37 protein-coding genes and 1 riboswitch are annotated in these 25,079 nt (G+C 60.6%); of the genes, 15 read left to right on the top strand and 22 right to left on the bottom strand.

The annotated features are described in order from the left end of the window. Positions 1-58: 58 nt before the first annotated feature. From GRF63_RS14650 to GRF63_RS14665, 4 genes are all read right to left on the bottom strand, one after another. Positions 59-2,101, bottom strand: a complete 2,043-nt coding sequence (locus GRF63_RS14650) for a S9 family peptidase (RefSeq protein ID WP_160486758.1) — start codon at positions 2,099-2,101, stop codon at positions 59-61. A gap of 227 nt (positions 2,102-2,328) precedes the next feature. Beyond that, entirely contained in the window at positions 2,329-2,949 is a 621-nt protein-coding gene (locus GRF63_RS14655) for an SOS response-associated peptidase family protein (protein WP_237392512.1), read from the bottom strand. Positions 2,950-2,999: 50 nt separating this feature from the next. Next, a complete protein-coding gene (locus GRF63_RS14660; RefSeq protein ID WP_160486759.1) occupies positions 3,000-3,404 on the bottom strand; it encodes a DUF6152 family protein in 405 nt (134 codons plus the stop codon). A gap of 82 nt (positions 3,405-3,486) precedes the next feature. Next, positions 3,487-5,085, bottom strand: coding sequence for an AbgT family transporter (locus tag GRF63_RS14665; protein ID WP_160486760.1), 1,599 nt, complete (start codon positions 5,083-5,085; stop codon positions 3,487-3,489). 139 nt (positions 5,086-5,224) lie between these two features. Between GRF63_RS14665 and GRF63_RS14670 the strand changes: the two genes are divergently transcribed. Beyond that, positions 5,225-5,821 (top strand): DUF2585 domain-containing protein, encoded by a 597-nt coding sequence (locus GRF63_RS14670; RefSeq protein ID WP_160486761.1) that lies wholly within the window; start codon positions 5,225-5,227, stop codon positions 5,819-5,821. A 19-nt stretch (positions 5,822-5,840) separates the two neighbouring features. Here GRF63_RS14670 and GRF63_RS14675 read toward each other — a convergent pair whose 3' ends face one another. Further along, positions 5,841-6,437, bottom strand: coding sequence for a hypothetical protein (locus GRF63_RS14675; protein WP_160486762.1), 597 nt, complete (start codon positions 6,435-6,437; stop codon positions 5,841-5,843). A gap of 108 nt (positions 6,438-6,545) precedes the next feature. After that, a riboswitch (TPP riboswitch) is annotated at positions 6,546-6,656 on the top strand. 38 nt (positions 6,657-6,694) lie between these two features. On the opposite strand from GRF63_RS14675, the gene thiC reads away from it, so the two are divergent. Together thiC and GRF63_RS14685 are read left to right on the top strand one after the other, a co-directional pair. Continuing rightward, a complete protein-coding gene (gene thiC, locus GRF63_RS14680) occupies positions 6,695-8,608 on the top strand; it encodes a phosphomethylpyrimidine synthase ThiC (RefSeq protein ID WP_160486763.1) in 1,914 nt (637 codons plus the stop codon). A 178-nt stretch (positions 8,609-8,786) separates the two neighbouring features. After that, a complete protein-coding gene (locus GRF63_RS14685; protein ID WP_160486764.1) occupies positions 8,787-9,101 on the top strand; it encodes a hypothetical protein in 315 nt (104 codons plus the stop codon). Here the strand turns inward: GRF63_RS14685 and GRF63_RS14690 are convergent. Both GRF63_RS14690 and GRF63_RS14695 read right to left on the bottom strand, forming a co-directional pair. Next, complete coding sequence (locus tag GRF63_RS14690; protein WP_160486765.1) at positions 9,098-9,622, bottom strand: PIN domain-containing protein; 525 nt, start codon at positions 9,620-9,622, stop codon at positions 9,098-9,100. The genes GRF63_RS14685 and GRF63_RS14690 overlap by 4 nt on opposite strands. After that, positions 9,619-10,368 (bottom strand): hypothetical protein, encoded by a 750-nt coding sequence (locus GRF63_RS14695; protein WP_160486766.1) that lies wholly within the window; start codon positions 10,366-10,368, stop codon positions 9,619-9,621. The genes GRF63_RS14690 and GRF63_RS14695 overlap by 4 nt, the downstream gene beginning before the upstream one ends. 157 nt (positions 10,369-10,525) lie before the next feature. Between GRF63_RS14695 and GRF63_RS14700 the strand changes: the two genes are divergently transcribed. Further along, a complete protein-coding gene (locus GRF63_RS14700) occupies positions 10,526-10,831 on the top strand; it encodes a hypothetical protein (RefSeq protein ID WP_160486767.1) in 306 nt (101 codons plus the stop codon). An 82-nt stretch (positions 10,832-10,913) separates the two neighbouring features. Here the strand turns inward: GRF63_RS14700 and GRF63_RS14705 are convergent, their stop codons facing one another. Further along, positions 10,914-11,426: a YaiI/YqxD family protein gene (locus tag GRF63_RS14705; protein WP_160486768.1), complete on the bottom strand. Its 513-nt coding sequence runs from the start codon at positions 11,424-11,426 to the stop codon at positions 10,914-10,916. Positions 11,427-11,591: 165 nt separating this feature from the next. On the opposite strand from GRF63_RS14705, the gene GRF63_RS14710 reads away from it, so the two are divergent. Continuing rightward, positions 11,592-11,882, top strand: a complete 291-nt coding sequence (locus GRF63_RS14710; RefSeq protein ID WP_160486769.1) for a hypothetical protein — start codon at positions 11,592-11,594, stop codon at positions 11,880-11,882. A gap of 71 nt (positions 11,883-11,953) precedes the next feature. Here GRF63_RS14710 and GRF63_RS16705 read toward each other — a convergent pair whose 3' ends face one another. Next, positions 11,954-12,088 carry a hypothetical protein gene (locus GRF63_RS16705; protein WP_272914674.1) on the bottom strand — a complete coding sequence of 45 codons (135 nt, stop codon included), beginning with the start codon at positions 12,086-12,088 and terminating at the stop codon, positions 11,954-11,956. A gap of 194 nt (positions 12,089-12,282) precedes the next feature. On the opposite strand from GRF63_RS16705, the gene GRF63_RS14715 reads away from it, so the two are divergent. Together GRF63_RS14715 and GRF63_RS14720 are read left to right on the top strand one after the other, a co-directional pair. Next, on the top strand, positions 12,283-12,621 hold the full coding sequence (locus GRF63_RS14715; protein ID WP_160486770.1) for a hypothetical protein: 339 nt from the start codon (positions 12,283-12,285) through the stop codon (positions 12,619-12,621). 295 nt (positions 12,622-12,916) lie between these two features. Then, a complete protein-coding gene (locus tag GRF63_RS14720; protein WP_160486771.1) occupies positions 12,917-13,336 on the top strand; it encodes a DUF6491 family protein in 420 nt (139 codons plus the stop codon). On the opposite strand, the gene GRF63_RS14725 is transcribed toward GRF63_RS14720, so the two are convergent. Next, positions 13,333-13,641: an alkylphosphonate utilization protein gene (locus tag GRF63_RS14725; protein WP_160486772.1), complete on the bottom strand. Its 309-nt coding sequence runs from the start codon at positions 13,639-13,641 to the stop codon at positions 13,333-13,335. The two genes, GRF63_RS14720 and GRF63_RS14725, sit on opposite strands and share 4 nt — an antisense overlap. 262 nt (positions 13,642-13,903) lie before the next feature. Here GRF63_RS14725 and GRF63_RS14730 point away from each other — a divergent pair, with 262 nt between their 5' ends. The 4 genes from GRF63_RS14730 to GRF63_RS14745 all read left to right on the top strand — a co-directional run bounded on the left by GRF63_RS14730 (position 13,904) and on the right by GRF63_RS14745 (position 15,730). Further along, complete coding sequence (locus GRF63_RS14730) at positions 13,904-14,116, top strand: cold-shock protein (protein WP_160486773.1); 213 nt, start codon at positions 13,904-13,906, stop codon at positions 14,114-14,116. Positions 14,117-14,143: 27 nt separating this feature from the next. After that, positions 14,144-14,446: a hypothetical protein gene (locus tag GRF63_RS14735; protein WP_202131757.1), complete on the top strand. Its 303-nt coding sequence runs from the start codon at positions 14,144-14,146 to the stop codon at positions 14,444-14,446. A gap of 153 nt (positions 14,447-14,599) precedes the next feature. Further along, complete coding sequence (locus GRF63_RS14740; protein WP_160486774.1) at positions 14,600-15,178, top strand: fasciclin domain-containing protein; 579 nt, start codon at positions 14,600-14,602, stop codon at positions 15,176-15,178. A gap of 147 nt (positions 15,179-15,325) precedes the next feature. Further along, a complete protein-coding gene (locus tag GRF63_RS14745; protein ID WP_237392513.1) occupies positions 15,326-15,730 on the top strand; it encodes a DUF3429 domain-containing protein in 405 nt (134 codons plus the stop codon). 12 nt (positions 15,731-15,742) lie between these two features. On the opposite strand, the gene GRF63_RS14750 is transcribed toward GRF63_RS14745, so the two are convergent. Then, positions 15,743-16,255, bottom strand: a complete 513-nt coding sequence (locus tag GRF63_RS14750) for a hypothetical protein (RefSeq protein WP_160486775.1) — start codon at positions 16,253-16,255, stop codon at positions 15,743-15,745. Positions 16,256-16,475: 220 nt separating this feature from the next. Here GRF63_RS14750 and GRF63_RS14755 point away from each other — a divergent pair, with 220 nt between their 5' ends. After that, positions 16,476-16,892 (top strand): COG3650 family protein, encoded by a 417-nt coding sequence (locus GRF63_RS14755; protein ID WP_237392514.1) that lies wholly within the window; start codon positions 16,476-16,478, stop codon positions 16,890-16,892. A gap of 9 nt (positions 16,893-16,901) precedes the next feature. Here the strand turns inward: GRF63_RS14755 and GRF63_RS14760 are convergent, their stop codons facing one another. Then, entirely contained in the window at positions 16,902-18,290 is a 1,389-nt protein-coding gene (locus GRF63_RS14760; protein WP_237392515.1) for a S41 family peptidase, read from the bottom strand. A 327-nt stretch (positions 18,291-18,617) separates the two neighbouring features. Between GRF63_RS14760 and GRF63_RS14765 the strand changes: the two genes are divergently transcribed. The 3 genes from GRF63_RS14765 (at position 18,618) to GRF63_RS14775 (ending at position 21,012) form a co-directional block, all read left to right on the top strand. After that, positions 18,618-19,220, top strand: a complete 603-nt coding sequence (locus GRF63_RS14765) for a YbhB/YbcL family Raf kinase inhibitor-like protein (RefSeq protein WP_160486778.1) — start codon at positions 18,618-18,620, stop codon at positions 19,218-19,220. Between the two features lie 50 nt (positions 19,221-19,270). Then, positions 19,271-19,522 (top strand): SWIB/MDM2 domain-containing protein, encoded by a 252-nt coding sequence (locus GRF63_RS14770; protein WP_160486779.1) that lies wholly within the window; start codon positions 19,271-19,273, stop codon positions 19,520-19,522. Positions 19,523-19,752: 230 nt separating this feature from the next. Then, positions 19,753-21,012 carry a gallate dioxygenase gene (locus GRF63_RS14775; protein WP_160486780.1) on the top strand — a complete coding sequence of 420 codons (1,260 nt, stop codon included), beginning with the start codon at positions 19,753-19,755 and terminating at the stop codon, positions 21,010-21,012. Between the two features lie 12 nt (positions 21,013-21,024). Here the strand turns inward: GRF63_RS14775 and GRF63_RS14780 are convergent, their stop codons facing one another. The 10 genes from GRF63_RS14780 to dapD form a co-directional block, all read right to left on the bottom strand. Further along, positions 21,025-21,426, bottom strand: coding sequence for a DoxX family protein (locus GRF63_RS14780; RefSeq protein ID WP_160486781.1), 402 nt, complete (start codon positions 21,424-21,426; stop codon positions 21,025-21,027). After that, positions 21,423-21,671, bottom strand: coding sequence for a DUF3253 domain-containing protein (locus GRF63_RS14785; protein ID WP_160486782.1), 249 nt, complete (start codon positions 21,669-21,671; stop codon positions 21,423-21,425). The genes GRF63_RS14780 and GRF63_RS14785 overlap by 4 nt, the downstream gene beginning before the upstream one ends. A gap of 4 nt (positions 21,672-21,675) precedes the next feature. Further along, positions 21,676-22,113, bottom strand: a complete 438-nt coding sequence (locus GRF63_RS14790) for a pyridoxamine 5'-phosphate oxidase family protein (RefSeq protein ID WP_160486783.1) — start codon at positions 22,111-22,113, stop codon at positions 21,676-21,678. Positions 22,114-22,175: 62 nt separating this feature from the next. After that, a complete protein-coding gene (locus GRF63_RS14795; protein ID WP_160486784.1) occupies positions 22,176-22,613 on the bottom strand; it encodes a cupin domain-containing protein in 438 nt (145 codons plus the stop codon). Between the two features lie 34 nt (positions 22,614-22,647). After that, a complete protein-coding gene (locus GRF63_RS14800; protein WP_160486785.1) occupies positions 22,648-23,073 on the bottom strand; it encodes a DUF1810 family protein in 426 nt (141 codons plus the stop codon). Next, entirely contained in the window at positions 23,066-23,401 is a 336-nt protein-coding gene (locus GRF63_RS14805) for a DUF3140 domain-containing protein (protein ID WP_160486929.1), read from the bottom strand. The genes GRF63_RS14800 and GRF63_RS14805 overlap by 8 nt, the downstream gene beginning before the upstream one ends. Then, the gene (locus GRF63_RS14810; protein WP_160486930.1) at positions 23,401-23,595 is read right to left on the bottom strand and encodes a DUF3008 family protein; all 195 of its coding nucleotides are present in this window, start codon (positions 23,593-23,595) and stop codon (positions 23,401-23,403) included. Before GRF63_RS14810 ends, GRF63_RS14805 begins: the two co-directional genes overlap by 1 nt. Further along, positions 23,592-23,819 carry a hypervirulence associated TUDOR domain-containing protein gene (locus tag GRF63_RS14815; RefSeq protein WP_160486786.1) on the bottom strand — a complete coding sequence of 76 codons (228 nt, stop codon included), beginning with the start codon at positions 23,817-23,819 and terminating at the stop codon, positions 23,592-23,594. Before GRF63_RS14815 ends, GRF63_RS14810 begins: the two co-directional genes overlap by 4 nt. Positions 23,820-23,897: 78 nt before the next feature. Then, positions 23,898-24,101: a hypothetical protein gene (locus GRF63_RS14820; protein WP_160486787.1), complete on the bottom strand. Its 204-nt coding sequence runs from the start codon at positions 24,099-24,101 to the stop codon at positions 23,898-23,900. Positions 24,102-24,217: 116 nt separating this feature from the next. Beyond that, positions 24,218-25,057 (bottom strand): 2,3,4,5-tetrahydropyridine-2,6-dicarboxylate N-succinyltransferase, encoded by an 840-nt coding sequence (gene dapD, locus GRF63_RS14825; protein WP_160486788.1) that lies wholly within the window; start codon positions 25,055-25,057, stop codon positions 24,218-24,220. Positions 25,058-25,079: the final 22 nt, after the last annotated feature.

Genomic DNA, 25,079 nt, shown 5'->3' on the forward strand with positions numbered 1-25,079 from the left:
AAAAAGAGGAGCAACCCATGCAGGGCTGCTCCTCTTTTTTCGTTGATGGCGGATGATCCTATTCGTCGTCGATCATCAGGTCCGGGCGGCTAGGCGGCAGCGGCGCGCTGCGATCCCCGGTTTTCAGATAGGTGTCGAACCAGCGCATCATCCGCAGGTTGTAATCATAGCGGGACGCGGCGGAAGAATTGCCGTGGCCTTCGCCCGGATATTGCACCAGACGCAGCGGTGTGTCTGGCTGGCGCAGCTTGATATAGCGATACAGCTCCAGGCTCTGCCCCGGATCGACGCGGGTATCGGCGGTGCCGCCCATGATCAGCAGCGGTGTTTCGGCGCGGTCGGTGTAGTAGATGGGGCTGACTTCAAGGAAGTGCTGCCAATCCTCCCACGGCCACTGGCGCGCGTGGACGAGGTACATCTCGTTCGGAATGTCGCCCGTGCCCACCTTGCTGATTTGGTTGGAAATGCCCACGAACATCACTCCCGCGGCAAATTCCTGCGAATTGAAGGTGGATGACCATGCCGTGGCATATCCGCCGTATGATCCGCCGGTCATGCCCACCCGGTCAGGATCGGCCACGCCCGTTTCCACCAAGAAGTTCTTCGCATCCACCAGATCGGTGAATTCAGGATCGGTGTAATTGCCCGAATGCTGCTTTGAAAACGCGGTGCCATAGGCGGTGGAGCCGCGATAGTTGGGCAGGAATACGGCATAGCCTTGCCCGGCGGCAACTTGGCCCGGACCGCTGTAATTGGTGTTCCAGCCATTGCTCTCATGCGCTTCCGGCCCGCCGTGCACATCGAAAATGGTGGGCGCGCCTCCTGCGGGCACACCGTCCACCGGCAGGATCAGGATGCCTTCAACCTGCTGCCCGTCACGCGCCTGATAGGTGACGGTGCGCTGTTCGCCGAAATCGATCTCGGACAGCCAGGGATTGTGGTTGGTCCAGCGGGTGAATTCGCCGCGGTTGAACGAGAACAGTTCATTGGGGTGCTGCGGCGAATTGGCCTCCACCACCAGACGATTGCCGCCCTGTTCCAGGCTGGTGAGGATCAGATCCCCCGGATTGAACTCACGCTGCACATCGCCGGTGTCGGAATAGAAGCGCAGCAGGCTTTGCGCGCCCACGTGGATCACGGCGGCGAGGCGCCCGTCAGCCATCCACTCTGCATCCACAGCAGCTTCGGCAGCGCCTTCGTTCAACGCGCGATATTCGCCTGTGCTCACGTCTACCAGGTGCAGCGTGGTGGCGGCGGGATCGTTCTCGTCCACGCCGGCGATCAGCGAAAGCTGCCTGCCATCGGGAGAGAACTCCGCATCGCCGATCTTGCCCGGCGTGGCCACTGTTACCAGTTCGCCATTGGCCAGGTTCAGCAGGTTCACCCGCTGTGACGTCAGCGAATCGTCAACCAGCGGGCTGGGCGCGGACATTACTGCAACGGTTTGCCCATCGGGCGCGATCTCGATGCCGCTCACATATCCGGGCACCTCGATCTCGGCCGGCTCTGCATCCACGTCACCGCCGGCCATGCTGCCCGTCACATCGGCTACGAACATGCGGTTGAACTTGAACTCTTCCTCGTAAACGATGGAATCGAAGCCATCGTCGGCCTCAGCCTCCCGATCATCATCGGGCGCGGCAGAGGTGAGCATGTAGACCCGGCTGCCATCGGGAGAGAAGGCATAGTCGCGCACGGAGGCATCGGTTACGCCCGCCAGCTTGCGGTAGGACCCGCCATTGATGGGTATGCCCCACACGGCGCGATCGTCATCCTCGTCCGTCCACAGGAAGGTGGCCATCGATCCATCGGGGGTGAAGCCGATGGAGGATACGCTCATATCCTCGGGCAGATAGGCGCGCACATCCATCGCGCCATCGGCCAGGAACAGCTGCTGCTTGGCAGAGCCGTTCTTCTCCCCCTTCGTGACATCGGGATAGTGCACGCGGGTATAGGCGACATGGCTACCATCCTGCGAAACGGCGACGGTGCCGGTGTATTCGATGCGGGCCACATCCTCTGCCGTCATGTCACGGGCGAGGGCGGGGGTGGCGGGAAGGGTCAGAACGGATGCAAGCAAAGCAAAGCGTAGGCTGGTCATATCTATGGAGCGTCCCGTTTTATAGTTACAATAGCAACCGCATATAGCGGCTGAAATTCTCGGCGCAAATGCCGGCTTTTGTCCGGGAATTCTCGCGACCCGGAAATGTGGCGACTGAACCGGTGAAGGAATGGTCGCTACAAAGGTGAACACATTAAGGCGCTGATAGTGCCCGTGAAACCCATCGGCCTCGGCATAACTGGCGCGCGGGATGCTGCGGTTTTAGATCAACGTAACGCCTCCTGCATCAGGGAGGAGGAATAGGGCTGGAGCAGCTTGGCAGCCTTGTCCCAACCGCCGTGCAGCCAAGTGGCCCATGCGCCCCTGTCAGGCGGCAGGATGGCCGGCATGGCATCGCGGCCAGCCTGTTTCAGCACGGCGTTGGGCGCACAGGTGACGAGCGCCATGCCCGGCACTTCGCTATCCTTCCACACGCCAGCAAACGCGAACACCGGCTGGTCTGCACAGGCGAACCAGTGCTGGCGGCGCTTGCCATCGGGTCCGATGCGGCCCCATTCCATGAAGGCGGTGGCAGGTACCAGACAGCGAAATTCGGGATTGCGCAAATTTCCGATCCAGAACGGACTATCGAGATTGCGCACGCTCAACACGGCACGCGCGGCGTCATGTGCGGATGGCGGAGGCGGCACGCCCCACAAGCGCGGCACCATGCGCCACGGCTGGCTGGGTTTGCCCGGCCCGGCGATGAATTCGCGCCCCGCGGTGATGATGGGCGCAAAGCCTTGCGGAGCGACATGGCCACCCGCCCACGGATCGCCGCCCGTATCCACGCCGAACGCGCGACCAAGTGCCGCGGCATCGGCATCCAGACGGTAGAGCATGGTCATGGCCCGCGCTCCCTAGCCCGCTGCATCAGGGAATGGGAGGGGCCTTGCGTCTATTCTGGCTGGAGCGATTTCTCGCGCTGCGGATAGACGTTGAAGGTGCGGCCCCTCACCGTGATCGTCTCTGCCTTGAAGCCAAGCGTATCTTCGTCGCGGGCACGGTGGCCGGTCAGGATAACCATGTCGCCCGGCCCGGCATGTTCTGCAGCAAAGCCGGATCGGCTGGCCACGATGGGCGGCGACAGGTCGACTTCCCAGATCTCGCTACCACCAAAGCCGCTGCGCTCCCGCTCCAGTTGCAGGTGCATATGCGGATTGCCGAAACTGATCGTCACGATCTTTCCGTCGAGGCGGCTTTCCTCGTCCTGTGTCCAGCCCCAGCCGTGATGGGCAAATGCGGCGGCGGGCAAGGCAAGGGCCGCGAGGGCGACCGTCAAACGCGTTGCAGAAAAGCGCATGGTTCTCTCCTTCTTCCCCCGTTGGGATGGATATTACCATCACTGCAACCGATTGTCTCGCCCGCGTGCCGACGCCAGCCTGCTAAGGGTTATAAAGCGTGGGCGAGCCCGGTCCCACCGGCAGGCCGAACACGAAGGTCCACAGGTAGAAAAACACGCTCCACGCCGTGATGAAGAAGATGGTGTAGGGCAGCATCATCGCGATCAGAGTGCCGACGCCCAGATCCTTCTGATAACGCGTGGCCCAAGCCAGGATCAGCCCGAAATAGCTCATCATCGGGGTGATGATATTGGTGGTGGAATCCCCGATGCGGTAAGCCGCCTGGATGACTTCGGGCGAATAGCCGATCAGCATCAGCATGGGTACGAAGATGGGGGCCGTCACCGCCCATTGCGCCGATGCAGAGCCCAGCGACAGGTTGATGACGGCGCAGATGGCGATGAAGGCGAAGAACACCACCGGCCCCGTCATCCCGCTTTCCACCAGGAAATTGGCGCCCGTAACGGCGGTGATCGCGCCAAGATTGGTCCAGCCGAAGAACGCCACGAACTGCGCGGCGAAGAACACGAGCACGATATAGAGGCCAAGCGCGGACAGCGCGGCGGACATCGCATCGATCACGTCGCGGTCCGTCTTCATCGAACCCGTGGCGCGGCCATAGGCATAGCCGATGGCGATGAAGAAGATGAGGATCCACACCACGAAGCCATCGAAGAAGGGCGAATCCATCCGGTCGCCCGTTTCGGCGTTCCGCAGCACGCCCCATTCGGGAACCAGCGTCAGCGCCATCAGGGCCAGCACGCCCACCAAGGCCACGCCTGCCCAGCGAAGGCCCTTGCGTTCCGTATCGGTCAGCGGCTGCATCATGCCTTCGTCCAGCACGTCGGGATCGGCTTTGCTGGCGTCATACGGCCCCAGCTTTGGCTCCACGATATAGATCGAAACGAGAGAGCCGATCCCTGCAACAAGGAAGGTGGAGACAAACATGAAATACCAGTTGGCGGTCGCCAGCACGGTGTATTCCGGGTCGATAAGCTGCGCCGCTTCCTGCGTGATACCGGCCAGAAGCGGGTCAATCGTGCCGATCAGCAGATTGGCGCTGTAGCCGCCCGAAACCCCGGCAAAGGCCGCCGCCATGCCTGCCAGCGGATGGCGGCCCAGCGCGTAATAGATCGCGCCGCCCAGCGGGATAAGAACGACATAGCCCACCTCGCTCGCGGTGTTCGAAATGATGCCGGCAAACACGATGGCCACCGTCACCAGCTTTGGCGGCGCGCCCAGCACCATGGAGCGCACGGCGGCGGATAGCAGCCCCGATTTCTCCGCCACACCCACGCCCAGCATCGCCACCAGCACCACGCCAAGCGGGGCAAAACTGGTGAAATTGTCCACCAGCCCGGTGAAAATGCGCCGCACCCCATCGCCATTCACAAGGCTGACGGCGCGGATCATGCCATCCTCTGCCACATTGGGCGATCCGGCCGGGCGCGGGTCTTGCACCGCCACGCCCATCCATCCCATCAGGCCGGACAACAGCACGATGCCCAGCGCCAGCAGGGCAAATAGCGTGACCGGGTGCGGCAGCAGATTGCCCAGCCATTCCACTCCGTCCAGGAACCGGGTGAAGGCATTGCGCTTGCCTTTTTCGTGCTGGGCGGTGGGCGTGGGAAATTCTGTCATGAAGCGGCCTCGTCGAAAGGTCGGAAGGGATTGTTATTGCTTTGCCTACGGGCTTTGGTGGCTTTCTCAAGACCTTCCCCTTGCCCTAAGCTGACTCGCCACTTGCCACGCGGGCCGATTTGATTAGCGTCCCGGCGCAATGGCCCGACTTGCTCCCAACCGCCTTGCCCTCATCGTCTCGGCAGTTATTGCGGTGCTGGCCATCGTCATCCTGCTGGCGATGGGTCGGCCGCCCATTTGCGAATGCGGGTATGTGAAATTGTGGCACGGGCAGATCAACGATAGCGGCAACAGCCAGCATATCGCGGACTGGTACACGCCTAGCCACATCATCCACGGCATGCTGTTCTACGCGCTCGGCTGGTGGCTGTTCGTGAAGCGCGGGATTGGCGGCAAGAATGCCGCGCGCTGGGGATTGGCGCTTGCGGTGTTTCTCGAGGCCGCATGGGAGGTGGTCGAGAACACCCCCTTCGTCATCAACCGCTTCCGCGAGGCGACCGCCAATGTCGGCTATTCGGGAGACAGCGTGCTCAATTCTGCCGCCGATATCGGCTGGATGGCGTTCGGCTTCTGGCTGGCATTGCGCCTGCCGGTGAAGTGGACGATTGCGCTTGCATTGATCGGAGAGTTGGTCGCGGCCTACGTGGTGCGCGACAATCTGACCTTGAACGTGATCATGCTGCTGTTTCCGATCGAAGCCATCGCCGAATGGCAGGCCTCGGGCGGGGTGAAGTAGCGGGCAGACCCGGCAGGCGTCAGTTTCCCCAATCGCTTTCGTTTGCGTCCGCGCGTCGGCTCTGGCTGCGCAACGCGGCGGCTTGAGCCATCCGGTCGTGATCGCGCACGATGTTTTCGGTGCTGTGCCCGACATACATCCAGGCGCCTTGGGTCTGATAGAAATAGCCGCGCGCGGTTCCCTTTGCCTTGATGTTGTGCTGCTGGGTCAGGAACACCTCGACATCGCAGCGCCAAGCAGGGAAGGGATCGCCCGCAACCCGCGGCTCCGACACCCGGCGCACTTCCTCAGGATCGACCCAGCCCCATTCGCAGTTCGACGGGAGCACGCGGTCATAGGCCTTGTTGGAATTGCGCAGCGCGGCGATCGAGCCGCTCCGCTGCATTGTGTCCCACCCTGCCGACCATTCGGGCGCCACCAGCTCGATTGCAATCGGCAGGTCGGTAAGCTCGCCGATCTCGAGCCCTGTCAGGATTTCCGCGTCGAGGGTGTTTGCGGCCTTGAAGGCGGTGATAGCTTCCTTCTCATCGGGCGGGTCGTAGCCCGGCTCGGGCAGGCTGTTGCACCCGCTGAGCGCGAGCGGGACTACGAGGAGAGGGCTGAATTTGAAAGACATTAAGAGCGACCCCGTCCAGACTCGATGTGCATCAGGCTTCTAGGGGCACAATCCTAACGCTTGGTATCCGGCATTTCTGGACCTCGGCTGCAAAAGCCTATAGACCCGCGCACATCCCCGGGGAGCGCAGCTTTGCGCTGAGAGGGACGGGTAAGCGCCGTCCGACCCGTTGAACCTGAACCCGTTAGCACGGGCGGAGGGAAGGGCCGGCACTTTTGCCCGAAGTCCTTTTCCCGCTCTTGAGGAGAGACTTCGTTATGGCCGACATCAATTCCCAATTCGAAATCGGCGTCACCACCGGCCCCATTCGCGGCAGCCGCAAGGTGCATGTCGAGGCGAACGGCAACCCTGAGATCAAGGTGGCCATGCGCGAGATCGATCTGGAACCCTCCAGCGGCGAACCGCCGATCCGCGTCTATGACACCTCCGGCCCCTACACCGATCCGAATGTTAAGATCGACATTGCCACCGGCCTGGCGCAGCTGCGCCGCCAGTGGCAGCTGGATCGCGGCGATATCGAGGAGTATGCGGCGCGCGAGGTAAAGCCCGAAGATAACGGCCAACTCGGCCCCGATCGCAGCGGCGGCGTGCCCGCTTTCCCCAATGTCTCCAAGACAGTGTACCGCGCGAAGCCCGGCAAGAACCTCAGCCAAATGCACTACGCCCGCCGCGGCATCATCACGCCGGAAATGGAATATGTGGCAGAGCGCGAGAACCTGGGCCGTGCCGCGCTGAAGAACGTCGACCGTGACGGCGGCGAGAGCTGGGGCGCCGAGATCCCCGACTACGTAACGCCCGAATTCGTGCGGGACGAGGTCGCCCGTGGCCGCGCCATCATCCCATCCAACGTCAACCACCCGGAGGCCGAGCCCATGGCCATCGGGCGCAACTTCCTGGTGAAGATCAACGCCAATATCGGCAACTCCGCCGTTGCATCCGACGTGGCGAACGAGGTGGACAAGATGGTCTGGTCCATCCGCTGGGGCGCGGATACGGTGATGGACCTGTCCACGGGCCGCAACATCCACGACACCCGCGAATGGATCATCCGCAACAGCCCCGTGCCCATCGGCACCGTGCCCATCTACCAGGCGCTGGAAAAGGTCGGCGGCGTGGCAGAGGACCTGACGTGGGAAGTCTTCCGCGACACGCTGATCGAGCAGGCGGAGCAGGGCGTCGACTATTTCACCATCCACGCCGGCGTGCGCCTGCCCTATGTGCCGATGGCCGCCAAGCGCGTGACCGGCATCGTGTCGCGCGGCGGCTCCATCATGGCGAAATGGTGCCTGGCGCATCACAAGGAAAGCTTCCTTTACGAACGCTTTGACGAGATCACCGAGATCATGAAGGCCTACGACGTCGCCTATTCGCTGGGTGACGGCCTGCGCCCCGGCAGCATCGCGGACGCCAATGACGAGGCGCAGTTTGCCGAGCTGTATACGCTGGGCGAACTCACCCACCGCGCGTGGAAGGAAGACGTGCAGGTAATGATCGAAGGGCCGGGCCACGTGCCCATGCACAAGATCAAGGAGAACATGGAGAAGCAGCTGGAAGTGTGCGGCGAAGCGCCCTTCTACACGCTTGGGCCGCTCGTCACCGATATCGCGCCGGGGTATGACCATATCACCAGCGGCATCGGCGCAGCGCAGATCGGCTGGTACGGCACGGCGATGCTCTGCTACGTCACGCCCAAGGAACACCTTGGACTGCCGGATCGGGACGATGTGAAAGTGGGCGTCGTCACCTACAAGCTGGCCGCCCACGCGGCGGACCTGGCAAAAGGCCACCCGGCCGCCAAGGTGCGTGACGATGCCCTGTCAAAAGCCCGCTTCGAATTCCGCTGGCGCGACCAGTTCAACCTGTCGCTGGACCCCGACACCGCCGAACAATACCACGACCAGACCCTGCCCGCAGAAGGCGCAAAAACCGCCCACTTCTGCTCCATGTGCGGGCCGAAGTTCTGCTCGATGAAGATCAGCCAGGAAGTGCGCGACTTCGCCTCGAAGCAGAATTCAGACCCCGACAGCTTCCTTGAGTCCACCAAGTCCGGCGCCGACACCGCCGAAGCCAGCCGCCAGGCCGCGCTGAGGGGTATGGAGGAGATGAGCCGGGTGTATAACGAAACCGGTCGCGAGCTGTATATCGGCGCTGGTGATCGGGAGCATGATTGAGGGAAAGCCCCTGCAACGGGGCCATCCGAGATGACAAATTGGCTAGATCGGAAGATCAACAATCGAACATCAGCGCGTCCTTTTCGCGTGGACGGCGGTGAGAGTGGCCGAGCTGTATGAGCCGACGCCGCTGGTGGAGATCAACGCTGCGACGCGGAGATGAGGGGGTAACACGGACATGAGCGAAAGCCTGCTTGAGAAGCAGTTCACTGCGGCGCTGATGGAAGCCTATCTGAGAGCCAAATCAGAAGCTGGCTATCATGCGACTGTGTTCTTCAGGATGTTGAATGACTATGGAGGTCTTGAGACAGCCAGACGGTTGATAAGCGCCCCAAAGGAGTCCGAGGGCTATACGGCGCTTTGGGAACTCGGTCGGCTGGATTTGACTGTCGAAGCCGTAGTTTGGGACAATGCCAAATGGCATAGCCTATTCACTGAGGAAGAAATGGCGAGAGCCAGAAAGCGCCTGAGCGACTATCGATATTTCGATTAGTCTTGGGCAAAGAGGTCGGGTGTTTTTTCAGGGACGGGAAGGTCCCAAGTGCTTTGCGCAGACATACCTACGGAATTAGCAAAATCACATAGCGCCTTGTCATCGCTATAGATCGCATCCGATCTATGCACTCGCGCAATGGCTATAATTTGCCGATCAAATTTTACCTTTTGCCACGGCTCGGTGGATGTTCCTTTCTTTGAACTGGTTGCTTGGAGTGCTTCGCGATGCATCATAGCAAGCTCAATAGCCGCGCGCTGGTCGAACGAAGCTATGAGGATGCGTGCCATAGTCTGTAGTTTCTCGGTCACCTCGGGCGCAGCATTCTCTGCGATGACGAGAGTCTCGGCTAACACCGGAGCAGGAATGATGAGCCTATCTTTTGCGCCGAGATCGTCGAGTAGGCCCTGCACACGTTCTTTTGTATGCGTTAGCTCGATGCCGGTGTTTGGATCAATTGGCGGCCCTGCATCAGGATTGATCAGCAAAGTGAAGGCAGAATTGTCGAGAGTGACAATCAATTTTCGGCCTCCTCGTCGTCCTCAGCAAGGCTACGTGCTTCCAAGTACGCGTTGCTGGACATTAGCCCATTGTTTTGGACGCTTCTCAGCGCCGCAATGCTCTCGCCGATCGTGGCATCATCAAGCACTTCGAAACGCTCCACCTTGAAGTCGAGCATTTTCCATTCGCCGTCTCGTAAGCGCTCAAATCGACCATTCCCGTGAAGCCGTACAATTGGACCGTAGAGTAACTGGGCCAAACGCTTCGCCGTGTCTCGAGACATGCTCAGATTGGTGTGAGAAGTGTCACCATCTTGGATTATTGCATGCGCAGTGCTGTCAGTGCCTCCAACACGCACAACCTGGCCTTGGATTGTTGCATCTTCCCGAAAAGCAGGGAAAGTCAGGGGCTTGGGGCGATTCCGTCCTTCAAATGGAATTACAACACGACCAGTCCCCACCTCCGAAAGCGTTCCAACCGCATTATCGTTTGCTAAGAGGTCATCAAGTTCAGCGCGTGCTTGCATCGCCTCTTTTGGCGCCTCGCCGGACCGAACCCGGCCAAGGCGCTTCTCAACCTTTGGTGCATCAACTGGTTCAACCATGTGCACCAGCTTCGCGCTGCCCTTCTCAATCTTGACGAAGTGGGTGTTGTCGCGATGACCGATAAGTTTGGCTAGTGCAGCCAAATACTCAGCCAATCGGCCCATTGGTAAGTTATCAGGCGTGAAAACATCGATACGGAAGACATATTCGACAGGTTTCATCGATGCCTCCCCTTGGTGCTAGTGACCTTAGAAAACTATCAGAAACAGGCGGTTAGTCAACAAATGTAAGTGACTCTAATCCTTTGATAATCCGCGAAATCGCCATTTCGACTTTCCCGCTTCCCTACACCCCCACCATCATGCTCCGCTCCCGCGCATGAGCACCGCCACACCGACCGACACGGACACCACCCGCTGGACCGGCCCCAAGGCCGCGATCTTTCTCAAGGCGCTCGCCCAACATGGCAAGGTGGCGAAGGCGGCGCGGGAGGTGGGGATGAGCCGGCAGGCGGCGTATCGGCTGCGGTCTCGCGCGCCGAAGTTTGCGCAGATGTGGGATTGGGCCATGCGGGAGGCGGCGGATCGGCGGGCGGAGGCACTTGCCGCGCGCCGCGCCGTGCATCCCCTGCTCGCGCGCGATACGGCGGGCGGTGCGGGTGACAGTTTCGGGGGCGCGGGGTGACAGATTCAGCCCCGATGGTCACGCCTTTGGCGGGCGGGGTTACGGTTTTGCGCCGCAAGGTCACACAACGGGGTTTTTCCCCTCAGGACTGTGTTCCAGGTGTTCCACATTGGCGCGTCAGCACGCGGTCCAGCGCTTGCAGGAAGCGGGAGCGGTCTGCCTTGCTGAACGGCGGCGGGCCGCCGGTGATGCCGTCCATGCCGCTGCGCAGGTCTGCCATCAGGGCCCGCGTGGCGATGGCGCTGCCGATGCTGGCAGCGTCGAACGGCTTGCCATTGTGGGCCAGCACACTCGCGCCCGCTTTCAGGCAGCGTTCGGCCAGCAGGATGTCCGCCGTGATCACTACGGTGCGTGGGCTTGCGTTGTCCGCGATCCAGTCGTCGGCGGCGTCAAACCCGTCGGACACCACCACGCGCTTCACCCGATCGCTGACGGGCACGCGGAAGGGGGCGTTGCTGACGATGCGGACATGGGCGCCGAAGCGCTCTGCCACGCGGTACACCTCTTCCTTCACCGGGCAGGCATCGGCATCGACGAGGATGGTAACGGGTTGGGGCGCGGTTGCAGGCACGGTTTCTGGCACGGTTTCAGGCATGCGTGCGGGGGTAGCGGCCCCGCGCGCCTGTCGCCAGTCCTCTCTCAGGCCGTTGGGGCAGGCTGGGAAAAGACGCGCGCAAACTCGCTTGGTCGCATTTGCTGGCACTTTTGCGCTGGTCCGCTATTGTTGCAGTGCAGCATCATGCTGGCGGAGTATAGTATCATGTCCAAGTCCACCACGAAGTCCTGGCCCGAAATCGCATTCGAAGGCTGGATGCTCAGCGCGCAGATGGGTGCGGTGATCTGGCTGCGCTCCATCCGCATGATGCAGGGCGGCAAGCTGGCCGAGCGGGAGGCGCAGCGGATGATATCCGAGAAGGTGTCTGCCGGGATGACCCTGCTGCCCGCGATCATGGCAGGCGGGCTGAACCAGTCGGCAGAATCCGCCACGGGCCGCGCCATCGCGCATTACCAGAAGCCCGTCAGCGCCAACCGTCGCCGCCTTTCGAGGTAATTACCGGGAGGGGCCGGATGGGTTGGCGATCTGCCTTGCACTTCCGGCCCCGCCATTCAGGGTCAGCGGCCTCAGCCGTTCTTCATATTCTCCAGCCCCTTGATCCCGCCGGGTTTCAGGCTGGGCTGGCTGGCATTCTGCTTCGGCCCCTTGTCCGCCTTCGGCTTGCGGTGTTCGCGACTCTTCTTCTGTTGGCCCTTGGCCATGGTGTGTTCCAATAAGGGCGGCATGCCCCGATAGTCAGCATACGCCCGTTGCGAAGACAAAGCGCGCTTAATCGCCTTGGCCGGAATGGCAGCGGGCGACTTGCCTACACTCGACACGGAGTGTTCAGGCCGCCGCCTTGCACAGCACGCCGCCTGCGCTACGCTCAGCCCTTAGATAGTAAGGGGCGCGCAGCATGACCGATACTGACGAGATACTCGATGATCGCCGCGAAAGGCGCCGACTGCCGATTATCGGGTTGGCGCTGTCTGCGATATACGTAGCGGGGGTGGCGATCTACCTCGTGCTGCAAGGGCAGAACCCTGCCGATCTGCGGCTGAACGAGCTGGGCGATTTCCTGGGCGGCGTATCCAGCCCGCTGGCATTCCTGTGGCTGGTGCTGGGTTTCTTCCAGCAAAGCCGGGAAATCCGCCTCAGCAACAAGGCCCTGCACCTGCAGGCGCGCGAGATGCGTCGCAGCGTGGATGAACATCGCAGGATTGCAGGCGGTGCAGGAGATGCAGGTAGCGCGTGAAGGGGTTGCAGATCGGGTCGCCCGAAACGAGGATCGCACCAACTCCGCATAGGTGCTGGTGCGATCTACCGCCATGCCTGGCGTAACCCGCTGTCCGGCGGGCTCGAGGACCGGTCGATGGGTGGCAACCGGTCCGTTGCATTGCTTGGGCAGTTCAAAGATTGCGCCCGCGCGTTAACCATGTCCAGCGCCCTGGTGCAGGATGTGTGGGGATTGCGGCAGAATGCCGGAACGCATTGGGCGAATAGGAACCGCCAACAAGGCTTGGCGGTTGGGGTGAAAAAGGAGAGTGGTAATGGGTCGCGAGTTTTCCGCCATGGTGGGCATTGCCGCAGCGCTGGGCCTTTCGGCCTGCGCACAGGCGGATCGCGCCGAAGTTGACGAATATGATCCGGTGCTGGCCGCGCTGGACACGCAGCGGGCCTGCTTCTCCACGCGGGAGATCCAGGGCTATTCCAACGCTCCTGCAGGATCGAGCCGGCATGAGCGCATTCTGATAGATGCCGGCCCGAACGAAAGCTGGCTGCTGGAAACCACCGGCCCGTGCCCGGAACTGGATGCCAATCTGCGCGTGGCGCTGGATGTGCGCGGCACTGGCAGTGTGTGCACGGGCGATTGGGAGACGCTGCTGGTTCCCTCAAGCTTTCGCGGAGACATCAATCGCTGCCCGGTGCGCGTGCTGGGCCGGGTTATGGGCGACGTGACGCAGGACTAGCGTTTTTTCACGAACTCGGCTCTCAGGACCAGGCCCTTGATACCGGGATATTTGCAGTCGATTTCCTGCGCATCGCCGGTCAGGCGGATCGATTTGATCAGGGTGCCCTGCTTCAGCGTCTTACCCGCGCCCTTTACTTCCAGATCCTTGATCAGCGTGACCTGATCGCCATCGCTCAGCCGGTTGCCTACAGCATCGCGAACTTCCACGGCATCGGCTGCCGCCTGCTTTTCTGCAAGCTGCGAGGCAGGCATCCATTCGCCACTTTCCTCGTCATAGACATAATCTTCGTCATCGCTGGCCATTGCGGCAATCTCCTTTGGGCGGCCATGGCAGGCATCGGTGAAAGCAGCAATCGTTAGGTGTTCGGCAAAGCCCGTGCTACATGCGCTGCTGCTGACGTCGAAATTTGCGACGGACTTCGAAATTTGCCTACCGCCGACTGCCTTTCAATGCAGGCCCCGGCGTAAACCAGACGACGTTTTCCTTTCATCGGACGATTTGACGCACGACCCTCGGGCACTCTCGTCCGGGGGCAATAAGTACGTTCTTGAAAGGAACTCAATCATGTCGAAGACCGGCACAGTCAAATTCTTCAACACCGACAAGGGCTATGGCTTCATCCAGCCTGACGATGGCTCCAACGACAGCTTCGTGCACATCACTGCCGTTCAGGCAGCTGGCATGCAGTCTCTCGATAAAGAACAGCGTCTGAACTACGACGTTGAAATGGGTCGTAACGGCAAGGAAAGCGCCGTGAACCTGTCGGCCGCTGACTAAGCGTTCCAATCGGCATCCTCCCGCTGCGTGCATCATGCGGCGGGAGGGGCCAATCCTATCCGGTCGTTAAATGGGAGAGACCAAATCGCCCAGACTTATGCATTTTACAACGCACGCGCCGATGAAGCTGCAGCGGAAGCGTCCAAGGCCACGCTCGACAATGTGCGTGATCGCGCGCTGAGATCGGAAAAAACCTGGCGCGGCCTCGCCCACCAGGCGCAAAAGGTTGAAAGCGACCGGGCCAAGGCAGTTCAGGTGCGCAAGGAACGGCAAGAGGCGGAAGCCGAGGCCGAAGCTGCGCTGGAACAGGTGCCTCACAACGTTGAATAAGCACATAATGACCAGCCACTACGTGCTTTCGGCCATGTTTCTGCCATAATTGGAACAAGCAGGCGATCGAGCCATTGCAATGTTGAACGACGGGTAAACAGAGGCCGAAACTCGGACCCTCACCCGCTTCAAAACTTTGCAAGGAATTCAATTATGAAGACCCTCCATATCCTCACCGCATCTGCCGCTGCACTTGCGCTTGCCGCCTGTGGCGAGCCTGCCGAAGATACGACGATGAATGACGATACGATGATGGCCGATGAAATGGCCAATACCGAGGCTTCCATGCCCGGCACCATCGTGGAAGTTGCGCAGGGCAATCCCGATTTCTCGACCCTGGTCAGCGCTGTAACAGCTGCAGATCTGGGCGAGACTCTTTCGGGTGATGGCCCGTTCACCGTGTTTGCCCCAACGAATGCCGCATTCGATGCGCTTCCCGATGGCACGCTGGAAACGCTAACCACCGAAGACACCGAACAGCTGGGCAATATCCTCAACTACCACGTTGTATCGGGTGAAGTGATGGCAGCCGATCTGATGGCAGCCATCGCAGCTGCGGGCGAAGAAGGCTACACCATCGAGACCGTGAATGGTGGCACGCTGACCGCGATGATGCAGGACGGTAATGTCGTGCTGCAGGATGCGCAGGGCAACACCGCCACCGTGGCTTCGACCGATGTCGATGCTTCGAACGGTGTGATCCACGTCATCGACACCGTGCTGATGCCGTAACAGGTTCAAATCTGTACAACGAACAAAGGGCGGGCCTTCGCGGGCTCGCCCTTTTGCTATGCTTTCGTGGAGCGGTGCAGTTGTGTAAGGCTGGCCGACCATGAAGCCCACTCCTCCCGCAGCCCGTTTCCTTGGTTACGCAGCCTCTTGCCGCAACTGGCATGTGTTGCTGCTGCATGGCTTGGCCCACCCGAATGGCGCTGGAGCGCGCTGGCAATCGGTTGGGGCTATGCCGCGCTGATCCTGAGTTTTCTGGGTGGATTGCGGTGGGGGCTGGCAGCAGCAGCGCCTGACAGGGGACGCAGGGCACCCAACTGGCTGTGGGTCGCATCCGTCGCACCCAGCCTGCTGGCGCTGGTGACATTTCTGCCGTGGGTGTTCGGCCAAGATTGGCCCGGGCCATCGCTATACATACTGGGGGCGGCCATAGCGCTCAGCCTGCTAATAGATGCGCGGCTGGTGACGGTCAGGCCGGTGTGGTGGATGGCTTTGCGCATACCACTATCGCTTGGCCTTGGCGGCGCGACAATCCTGCTGGCGCTGGCCGCTTAAAGGCCTGCTGGTTTAATTGAGCGCGGCGAGCTCGCCTGCGACATTGATCATCTTGGCGTTGCCAATCGTCGCCTTCGGGCTTTCGATCTCGATCACACCGTCAGCGATTTCTACAGCGCCGTTGGCGACATTCTCACCGGTCCGCGCCTGCTGCGTCGCAGAATAATGCGGCACCGTTGTCAGGGCCGCCGCTTGCTGGGTGGGTGCGGATGCCGAGGCGGGGCTTTCCTGCGCCAATGCGCGTTCGGCACGGGCATCAAGCTTTGTTTCGTCCCACTTTGCTTCCATGCTCGCAATGTCATCTTCGTAGGAGTAATCATAGTTCACGTCTGCGCCGTATCGGTCCTTCAACCGGCCTCTAAGGGCCAGTTCGTGCACCTCAACCACCCCTTCGGGCGTTTCCATGGCATAGTGATCGGGAAGGCGCGGCTGCGTTTGTGCAGAGGTGTTGGTGCGGGCGATCACCGGGCTGTGCGGCAAAATGGTCGACAATCCGCCGTTAACGCCAATCGGGTCCGTGCTCATTTGAGAGCCGATGACACCCCCAGCTATGGGAACAAGCGCGGCGGCGCCTATAATCCAGGGTGAGACTTTCATTTTGGAACTCCGGCTTTAAACTTGTTTGACCTATCAACGCCTTGGCCGGGCCGGATGTTCCTGAGCATGCCGCATGGTGCCGGGCTGACACACAGATGCATAAACGAAAGTGACACGAGCAATGCCGTCAAAACAACTCGCGCCGATCATGGCATTGCTGCTGGCGTCCTGCGGGCAGGGCGGGGTTGGCAATGTGCCGGGCGATACCTCTGATGAAAGCGCATATTCCGGGATTGCGGAGGGGGAGGTGATCAACCTTACCGGGACGGAACCGTTCTGGAATGCGCGTATAGAGGGCAAGACAATGCTCTACCGCACGCCGGAGAACATGGATGGGCTGCGGGTGCCGGTAGCGCGCTTTGCGGGGCGTGGCGGGCTGGCGTTCAACGGCATGCTTGATGGGCGCGACCTCGATCTTGCGATCACGCCCGCGCAATGCTCCGACGGGATGAGCGACCGCAGCTATCCCTACGTCGCGACCCTGCAAATCGGCCGCGACCTGCGCGAGGGATGCGCATGGCTTGAGGGGGACGATATCGGGGAGCCCCAGGCGGCGCCCCGATAAGTCCTGGCATCAATAAACGCCGGGCGCCTCACGCTCGATCACGCTGGTAGGCCTGTCGGGCTTCAGCAGCTTGCGAGAATTGACCGATTGCGTGGTGGCCGGGCCGCCGGCGATTGGCGTACAACTGCGCCCCGCCAGGAAATCCAGCGCGGTGGCCAGCATTTCCTCCTGCGGGTCACCGAAATTACGCGTGAAATCGTCATCGGCGCGGCAGGTGTTGGGCACCGTGTCAGCCAGCCCGTTGAAATATTCGCCCTGGCCGTTCGCATTTTCCAGCTTCAGCGTCACGATCCGCAGGCGATCATCGCACGCCGAAAGGTCGAATGCCGATTGGCCCACGGGTTTGCCGAAGGTGTTCTCACCCACGATCGCCAGATTATTGCCGAGATAGGGCTGCATGCCGTTGATCAACGCCTCACTGGCGGAGGCTGAGCCGCGGGTGGTGATGAAGGCGATGCGCGTCGGCGCAATGGATTCTGGCCGCGCATTGAAGCGATAGGTTTCATTATTGGACGATTTGCTGTCACGAAAAGCAATCGTTTCAAAAACTTCACCGTCCAGATCGCGGCCCAGCAGATCGCCAAAATATTCGTTCACATTGATGCCGCCCCCGCCATTGTAGCGCAGATCGATCACCAGTTCGGTGACGCCAGCGGCGCGGAAATCGGCAAAGGCCCGGCGCAGATCTTCGATGGCCGGATTGATGAAATTCGTCAGCCGGATATAGCCCACCTGCTTGCCGTTATCGTTGATGATCTGAGATCCATAGCGGGGCACGGGGTCGAGCTCGAAGTCTGCCTTGGTAATGCTCACCTCACGCTCCACGCCGCTGGCATCCCTGATGCGCAGCACGCGCGTTACGCCGGGATCGGACGGGCCCAGCGCCTCTATCACGCCGTCCACCCCATCATTGGCGAGCAGGCTGTTCACGGTCACAATATTGTTGCCGGTGGTGCCGATGCCCAGGATTTCCGATCCGCGCTCAATATTCGCGCCAAGGGCCGGGGTGTCGTCAAAGGTTTCCAGCACGACAACCCGCCGGTTCGTCAGGTCATAGCCCAGGCGGAAACCGAAACCTGCGCTGGAGCCTTCGTTAAAGAAGGCATTCTCCTCCTCGATAGAGGTGATGTAGCTGAAGAAGCGATCCTTGTTCTGCGCCCGTGCCGGGGCCACCAGCGCATCGATGTAATCCTGCACATTGTTGTAATTGCTCGCATTCACCGATCTGTCGAGCAGGCTGGGGAAAAGATACCATTCGTCCAGCACGTCAAACGCGAATTGCTGCCGGTTTTCCAGCGAACAGGTTGCGCTGCTGGGCGTGGGGGTAGGGGCAGGCGTCGTCGCCACCGGGGAGGGCGTGGGCGTGGAAGAGCCGCCGCCACCGCAGGATACCGCCATTGAAAGGCAAGCTAGGGAGAGTGCAATCTTCGACGTGTGCATGAAATTGTCCCCGAATTTGAACCAATTGGCGCTGATGTGTCCTGATCTTCAAAAGCTAACCGGGGCATCACCCGATAGCAAGCTGCCCCGTGCTCAGCACCTGCCGCAGAACCGGCAAATCTCGCCTGCTGGTAACGATTGCAACCAGTACCGTTGATGAATGGCGAGGTGGCGTCAAGTTCGATGGGGAAATGAACCCCTTGAAAAGCGGGCATGCATTCTGCACATCGCGGCCTCGTGAGTGATCGGCATGCATGATGCGCCGCACGCAACAAGGAACACACAATGCTCGAACACGTCCCCGCCTGGCTCGGCAAGGCCCTCCGCAACGTTCGCGCGGGTCACGGCAAGCTCGCCGTCGCGAAACTGGGTGAGGAGGGGATGATCGGCAAGTCCGGCTTCACGCTGACATCCGCCGCGTTTGAAAACGGCGGCAAGCTGGACCCGTGCTTCACCGCAGACGAGGAAGACGCCGTCGCGCCGCCGCTGGAATGGACTGCGCCGCCCGCCGGCACGCAGGAAATCGTGCTTGTCGTGGAAGATCCCGATGCGCCCGCGCCGGAGCCTTTCTGTCACTGGCTGGTGTGGGGTCTGCCGGGCCAGAAGGGCAAGCTGCTGGAAGGCGAAACACCGCAGCGCGTGGGCAAGAACTCCTTCGGCAATTCGGAATGGTTGCTGCCCGATCCGCCAACCGGGCACGAAGCGCATGATTATGTGTTTCAGTTGTTTGCCCTGGACTTGCCGCTGGTGCTGATGCCGGGTGCAAGCAGGGATGACCTGATCGAAGCGATGAAAGGCCACGTGACTGCCGTAGCAATTCTTACCGGAACTTATGCCCGCGAAGAAGGCGGGGATTACGACTGGGATGATGAAGACGAAGCCGAATGAAGGGTGCTAGACCCGGTCGGCAAATTTTTGACTGAAAGGATACCAAGGAAATGGCTGCCAAGAACAATGCGCTGAACAAGCCTGTTACCCTGTCTTCGGAACTGGAGGCGGTAGTCGGCAAGGGTCCGATGACCCGCGCTGAGGTGACCAAGAAGGTTTGGGACCACATCAAGGCCAACGATCTGCAGGATTCCAAGGACAAGCGCATGATCAACCCTGATGACAAGCTGGGCGCTGTCATCGGCAAGGAACAGATTTCCATGTTCAAGATGACCGGTGCCGTCTCCAAGCACATGAGCTGATTGACGCCACTGTCATAAAGACAATTGAACGGGCGGGAGGTGCAAGCTTCCCGCCCGTTTTTTATGCGCGCCAAACGGAGCAGCCACCCTGTCGCCTGCTTCGCATATCCGAAGCTTTCGCATTTCCGGTGAATTGACTTGCTGCAAAGCGCGCACCCATGGCATTGTGCCGGGCAATTAAGAGCGGGCTGCTGTTGATGGCCTGCCTTTCAGGAAAGGTTGTTTCGGACATGGCCCAGATCGTCGGCGGCGTTGCCACATCGCACACTCCCACCATCGCTTTTGCAAAGGACGCGAAGAAATTCGACGATCCCGTGTGGAAACCCATCTTCGAAGGGTATGAGCCTGTTCAGCAGTGGTTTCAGGAAAAGAAGCCCGATGTGCTGGTGTATATCTACAATGATCACATGACGTCCTTCTTCGACCATTACAGCCATTTTGCGCTGGGTGTGGGCGAGGAATTCAAGGCGGCGGACGAGGGTGGCGGCCCGCGCGATATCCCGGCGATCAAGGGCGATCCCAAGTTCGCCGAACACGTGGCCCGCGTGATGGTGGCCAATGAATTCGACCTGTCCTATTTTCAGGGCAAGGGGCTGGACCACGGCGCCTTCTCTCCCCTGTCCGTGATGGTGGATTACGACGAGGACGGCTGGGCCTGCAAATTGCTGCCCGTGGTGTGCGGCGTGTTGACCGTGCCGCTGCCCAGTGCGCGGCGGTTTTACAAATTCGGCAAGAGCCTGCGCCAGGCAATCCTGTCCTATCCCGAAGATATCAAGGTGGCCATTGCGGGCACGGGCGGCCTCTCGCACCAGGTGCACGGCGAAGCATGTGGCTTTAACAACCCGGAATGGGATGCCGAGTTCATGGATCGGCTGGAGAAGGACCCCGAAAGCCTGCTGGACATGACCATTGCCGATCTGGCGAAACTGGGCGGCTGGGAAGGTGCAGAGGTCGTAATGTGGCTGATGATGCGCGGCGCACTGGCAGCGGAGGTGGAGTGCACGCACAAGACCTATTTCCTGCCCAGCATGTGCCCCATCGCCACGATGATACTGGAAGAGAAGGCTGGCACGCAGCCGGTGGAGGACCCGGCGAAGACCCGCGAACGCGCCGATCATGATTACGAAGGTACAGAGGAGATGGCGGGCACCTATCCCTTCACCATAGAACGGTCGGTGAGAGGGTTCCGCCTCAATCACTTCCTGCATTCGCTCACCGATCCCACCGCGCGCGGCAAGTTCCGCACGGACGAGGAAGCGGCGATGGAGGAAGCCGGGCTGACGGATGACGAAAAGCGCCTTGTGCGGGATCGCGACTGGATCGGCATGATCCATTACGGCGTGATCTTCTTCATGCTGGAAAAGCTGGGCGCGGTGACGGGCATCGGCAATATCGATATCTATGCCGCGATGAAGGGCATGACTGTGCCGGAGTTCCAGAAAACCCGGAATGCGCAGATCAATTACGGCGTGGCGGGCAAGGAAGACTGAGCCCGGCTGGCGTCAGCCGTGCTTGCGGAAGGGCCAGTCTGTCACGCGCCCGCACCACAGCGCCAGCCAGATGATGATAGGCTGCGCGATCATGCGCGGCACGTGGTAGCCCATGCCAAAGCCGCCATCGGCCGAAGCCATGTCCATCATCATGTGATTGATGTTAGCTGGCCAGACGCAGAGGGCGTAAAGCGCCAGACCGACGCCGCCCGCCTGTCGCAACTTGCAAGACCATGGCTGGGCAAGGGCGATGGCGCCTGCAATCTCTGCAATACCCGTCAGCAGGATCACCGCTTCGGGCGCAGGCACCCAGCCGGGCGTGATAGACAGGAAGGGTTCCGGCCCGACGATGTGTCGATATCCGGCATAGGCATAGAAGATTGCCAGCAGATAGGTGAGGATGGTGCGGATCACGCGATGGCGATGCGATAGGGGCCCTGCGCTGTCAATCGGCTTTGCCCCTTCCAGCTGAGCCGGACCTCGCCCGCATCAGCCAAGGCCTGCGCCGCCGCATGCACATCGGCCATGTGGCCGCGCCATTCCTCGCCATCAGTCTTGTTTTCATGGGAGGCCAACAGGCGCGCGGCTTCGCTGGGGCAGATTGTCTTGCCGGCCCCGCGCTTAGCCAGCCAGTGCCTGATTGCCGCTTGCGGTGTCACCCTATCAATCGGGCAGCTTCACTTCGCCCTCATCCTCGCCTGCCCAGTAATGGATGCGCTTGGCAGATGCTTCGATCAGCACCAGGCCGGTGGTGTCCACGCCTTGTTTGAACCAACGCTCAAGGTCTTCCACCCAGTGCTCCTTGAACACCTCCTTGTCGCGGATCAGCTTTGCTTCTGCTTCCACGTGGATGAATGTGCCGGGGCGGCCATCGGGGCCGGTGGGCGTGCGGTAGGTGAGGCCGATGGAGGCATCCCTGCCGATATCGTCCGTCATGCGGGTATCGTCGCTGGTGAAATAGTAGCTGGTGCCTTCGTATTCGACCTGGTGGTTATTGCTCATCGGGCGACCCGCGAGGGAGCCGTCCTTTGCGCGGCTTACCAGCATGCAGAAATCGATCTGCTGCATCATGTCGGATACTTCTTTAAGGGACTTGGCCATTCGTTCGCTCCTTGCGCTGACGGGTCAGCTATCAAGCGATTGATTTGCCAGAGCGTTCCGCCCTATTCGCCCGGCTGCCATCCCTCCGGCGCGAGGGTGAAGCCGGAAAATTCGAAAGCCGGCGATACGATGCAGGATACCAGCGTATAATCATGCTCCCCCGTAAGGGGCTGCGCGGCCTGCCATTCACCGGGGCGGATCACCTGCTGCACGATATCGCCGCCCGCCACATCCGGGCCAAGGCGGATTTCGGCCAGCGCAGTGCCAGTAGGATCGGAAAGGGAAAGCTGCAGCGGATTTCCGCTATGCCACAGCCAGATCTCGGTCGCATCGACGCTATGCCAGTGGGAGCTTTGCCCCTGTTCCAGCAGGAACAGGATAGCGGTAGCGCTGCCGCGTTCACCATCGGGCGCATCGGCGCGCCAGGTTTCTCTATACCACCCACCTTCGGGATGCTGCTCCAGTTTCAGTTTCTCGATAAGGTCGCGTGCATTGGTCATGCACTGCGCCTTGCCCCGGAAGGCTCAACTTTGTCTAGTCGAGCTTTTCCAGCGTCGCCTTGTCCCGGCCACCATCGCACAAGTTGTCGAGCGCGCTGGCGAAGGGCGTCGGATCATCGGCAACTGCCTCGAACAATGTCATGGAGCTGCGAAATTTCAGGGAATCGATAGGGCCAAGAATAGTGAGCGGAGTGGCTGAACCGGCGTGATCCAGCATGGCGCGCGTACATTCCAGAAGGCGCGGGCCTAGCAACTCGTGATCGAGATAGGCCTTGGCCTCTTCCCGCCCGCGAATGGCGTAAGTGCGGGCATTCGCACTCAGGCCGAGGCCCAAGATCTGAGGGAAAATGAACCACATCCAGTGGGTTTGCTTATTGCCAGCGCGCAGTTCGGCCAGCACGGCATCATATTTGCCAGCCTGGGCGCGAACGAACCGATCCAGTCGCGCCGTATCAGTCACTCTTCACCGGATCATGGCCCCAGTTCTTCAGTGAATATCGCCAGTCGCTGTCTTCGATGTCACCGTCGGGGCGCTGCGCGAGATGGCGATGGATGTAACCGATGACCTTTTTCATATGATCATACTGATCATTGGTCAGGTCATCCTTCTTCGTGCGCTTTATCGTGACGATGCGCCTGCCAGACCTGTGGCCGGTGCTTTCGCCGCCGTCGCTATCGCCAACCGATTTCGATTTCTCGGTATCTAGCCAGTCTTCCAGTTCCTGCGGCTGCATGTTCACGCAGTCCATGAAATCGGAATAGGTTTCCTGATTCTCGTCGGCGTCCATCAATCGTCGCCGTCCGCTTTTTCCGGCAAGTCTTCGCGATCGGTGGAGGCCATGTCATCCAGCTCGTCTTCCGACATGCTTTCGTACATCTGTTTCGACGCGCCCTGCAGATCGCCCACCTTGGTTTCACCACGCTTGGCGGAGAGAGCCGCACCTGCTGCTTTCTGCTGGGCCTTGGATTTCGCTTTCATCAGTCCTGCGCCTCAATCTCTGAGCCGCGTTTGAGAACCTTGTCTCCGTCTTCCTGCTTGATCAGGTAGGCGGGGTTGTCGCTATCACCCTTCTTCGTAACCTCGCTGCCCTTCAGCGTGCGGGTCACCTCGCGTTCGAAACGGTCTTCGATCTGGCCACAGGCGGTGCCGTTGCCCCAGTCCCATTTCACATACTGGCCGGTTTGGAAACTGTTGGAATTGCTCATGATCTCGGTCTCCTAATTTTCCGCTATTAAACGCATCAGCCTGCGACCATGATCCCGAAAACCGCTATTTCTTCCGCGCTATTGTACTTGCTCTTCATAAGTGACGGTGTTCGATTGCTCGACTTCGCTTTCACCCATGGCGCCCACGATCCAGATGATCGACAGGATGAGGATTGCTGCAAGCAGGCTGATCAGCAGGACCCAGCGTACAACGCCTTCTTTTGAACCACCCGATGCATCTTCTTCATCGATATGGACTTCGCCGTCTTTAATCTTGCTCATAGGATTATCTCTTCCTCCAGTCAGACCCTGAAACCAAGTTACGGTCTGACAATGCTAAAGTTCCGCCGCAGCGGGTGTTACAGACCAAAGCAGGTGCCGCATATCCGGGCTCCCGATCAGTCTCGCAAAAGTTCGTTGATCCCGGTTTTGGAGCGGGTTTGCGCGTCCACCGTCTTTACGATCACGGCGCAATACAGGCTCGGGCCGGGCGTGCCGTCGGCCAGCGGCTTGCCCGGCAGCGCGCCAGGCACCACGACAGAATAGGGCGGCACTTCGCCGCGGTGCACTTCGCCGGTTTCGCGGTTCACGATCTTGGTGGATGCTCCAAGGTATACGCCCATCGAAAGCACCGCGCCTTCGCCCACGCGCACGCCCTCTGCCACTTCGGATCGGGCGCCGATGAATGCACCATCGCCGATGATCACGGGGTCTGCCTGCAAAGGCTCCAGCACGCCGCCGATGCCTGCGCCGCCGGAGATGTGCACATTCTTGCCGATCTGCGCACAGGAGCCGACCGTGGCCCAGGTATCCACCATGGTGCCTTCATCCACGAAGGCTCCGATATTCACGAAGCTGGGCATCAGCACGGTGCCCGGCGCAATATAGCTGCCGCGCCGCACGATGGCGCCGGGCACGGCGCGAAAACCTGCCTCCGCAAAGCGATCCTTGCCCCATCCGGCAAATTTGCTGGGCACCTTGTCATAGGCGGCGGCACCGGCGCAGCCGTTTTCGATCACGCGATTGTCATACAGGCGGAAGGACAGCAGCACGGCCTTCTTCAGCCACTGGTTCACCTGCCAGCCGCCGTTGCCATCGGGCTGCGCCACGCGCGCCTCGCCTGCATCCAGCATCGCCAGGGCTTCGTCCACCGGCCCGCGCACATCGCTGCTGGCGGCGTTGACTTCGGCGCGGTTTTCCCACGCCTGTTCGATGGCGGTGACGAGTTCGTCGGACATGTCTGCTGGCTCCGGTACAATG

Origin of the sequence: Aurantiacibacter rhizosphaerae, assembly GCF_009807005.1 — a bacterium.
GTDB lineage: Bacteria > Pseudomonadota > Alphaproteobacteria > Sphingomonadales > Sphingomonadaceae > Alteraurantiacibacter > Alteraurantiacibacter rhizosphaerae.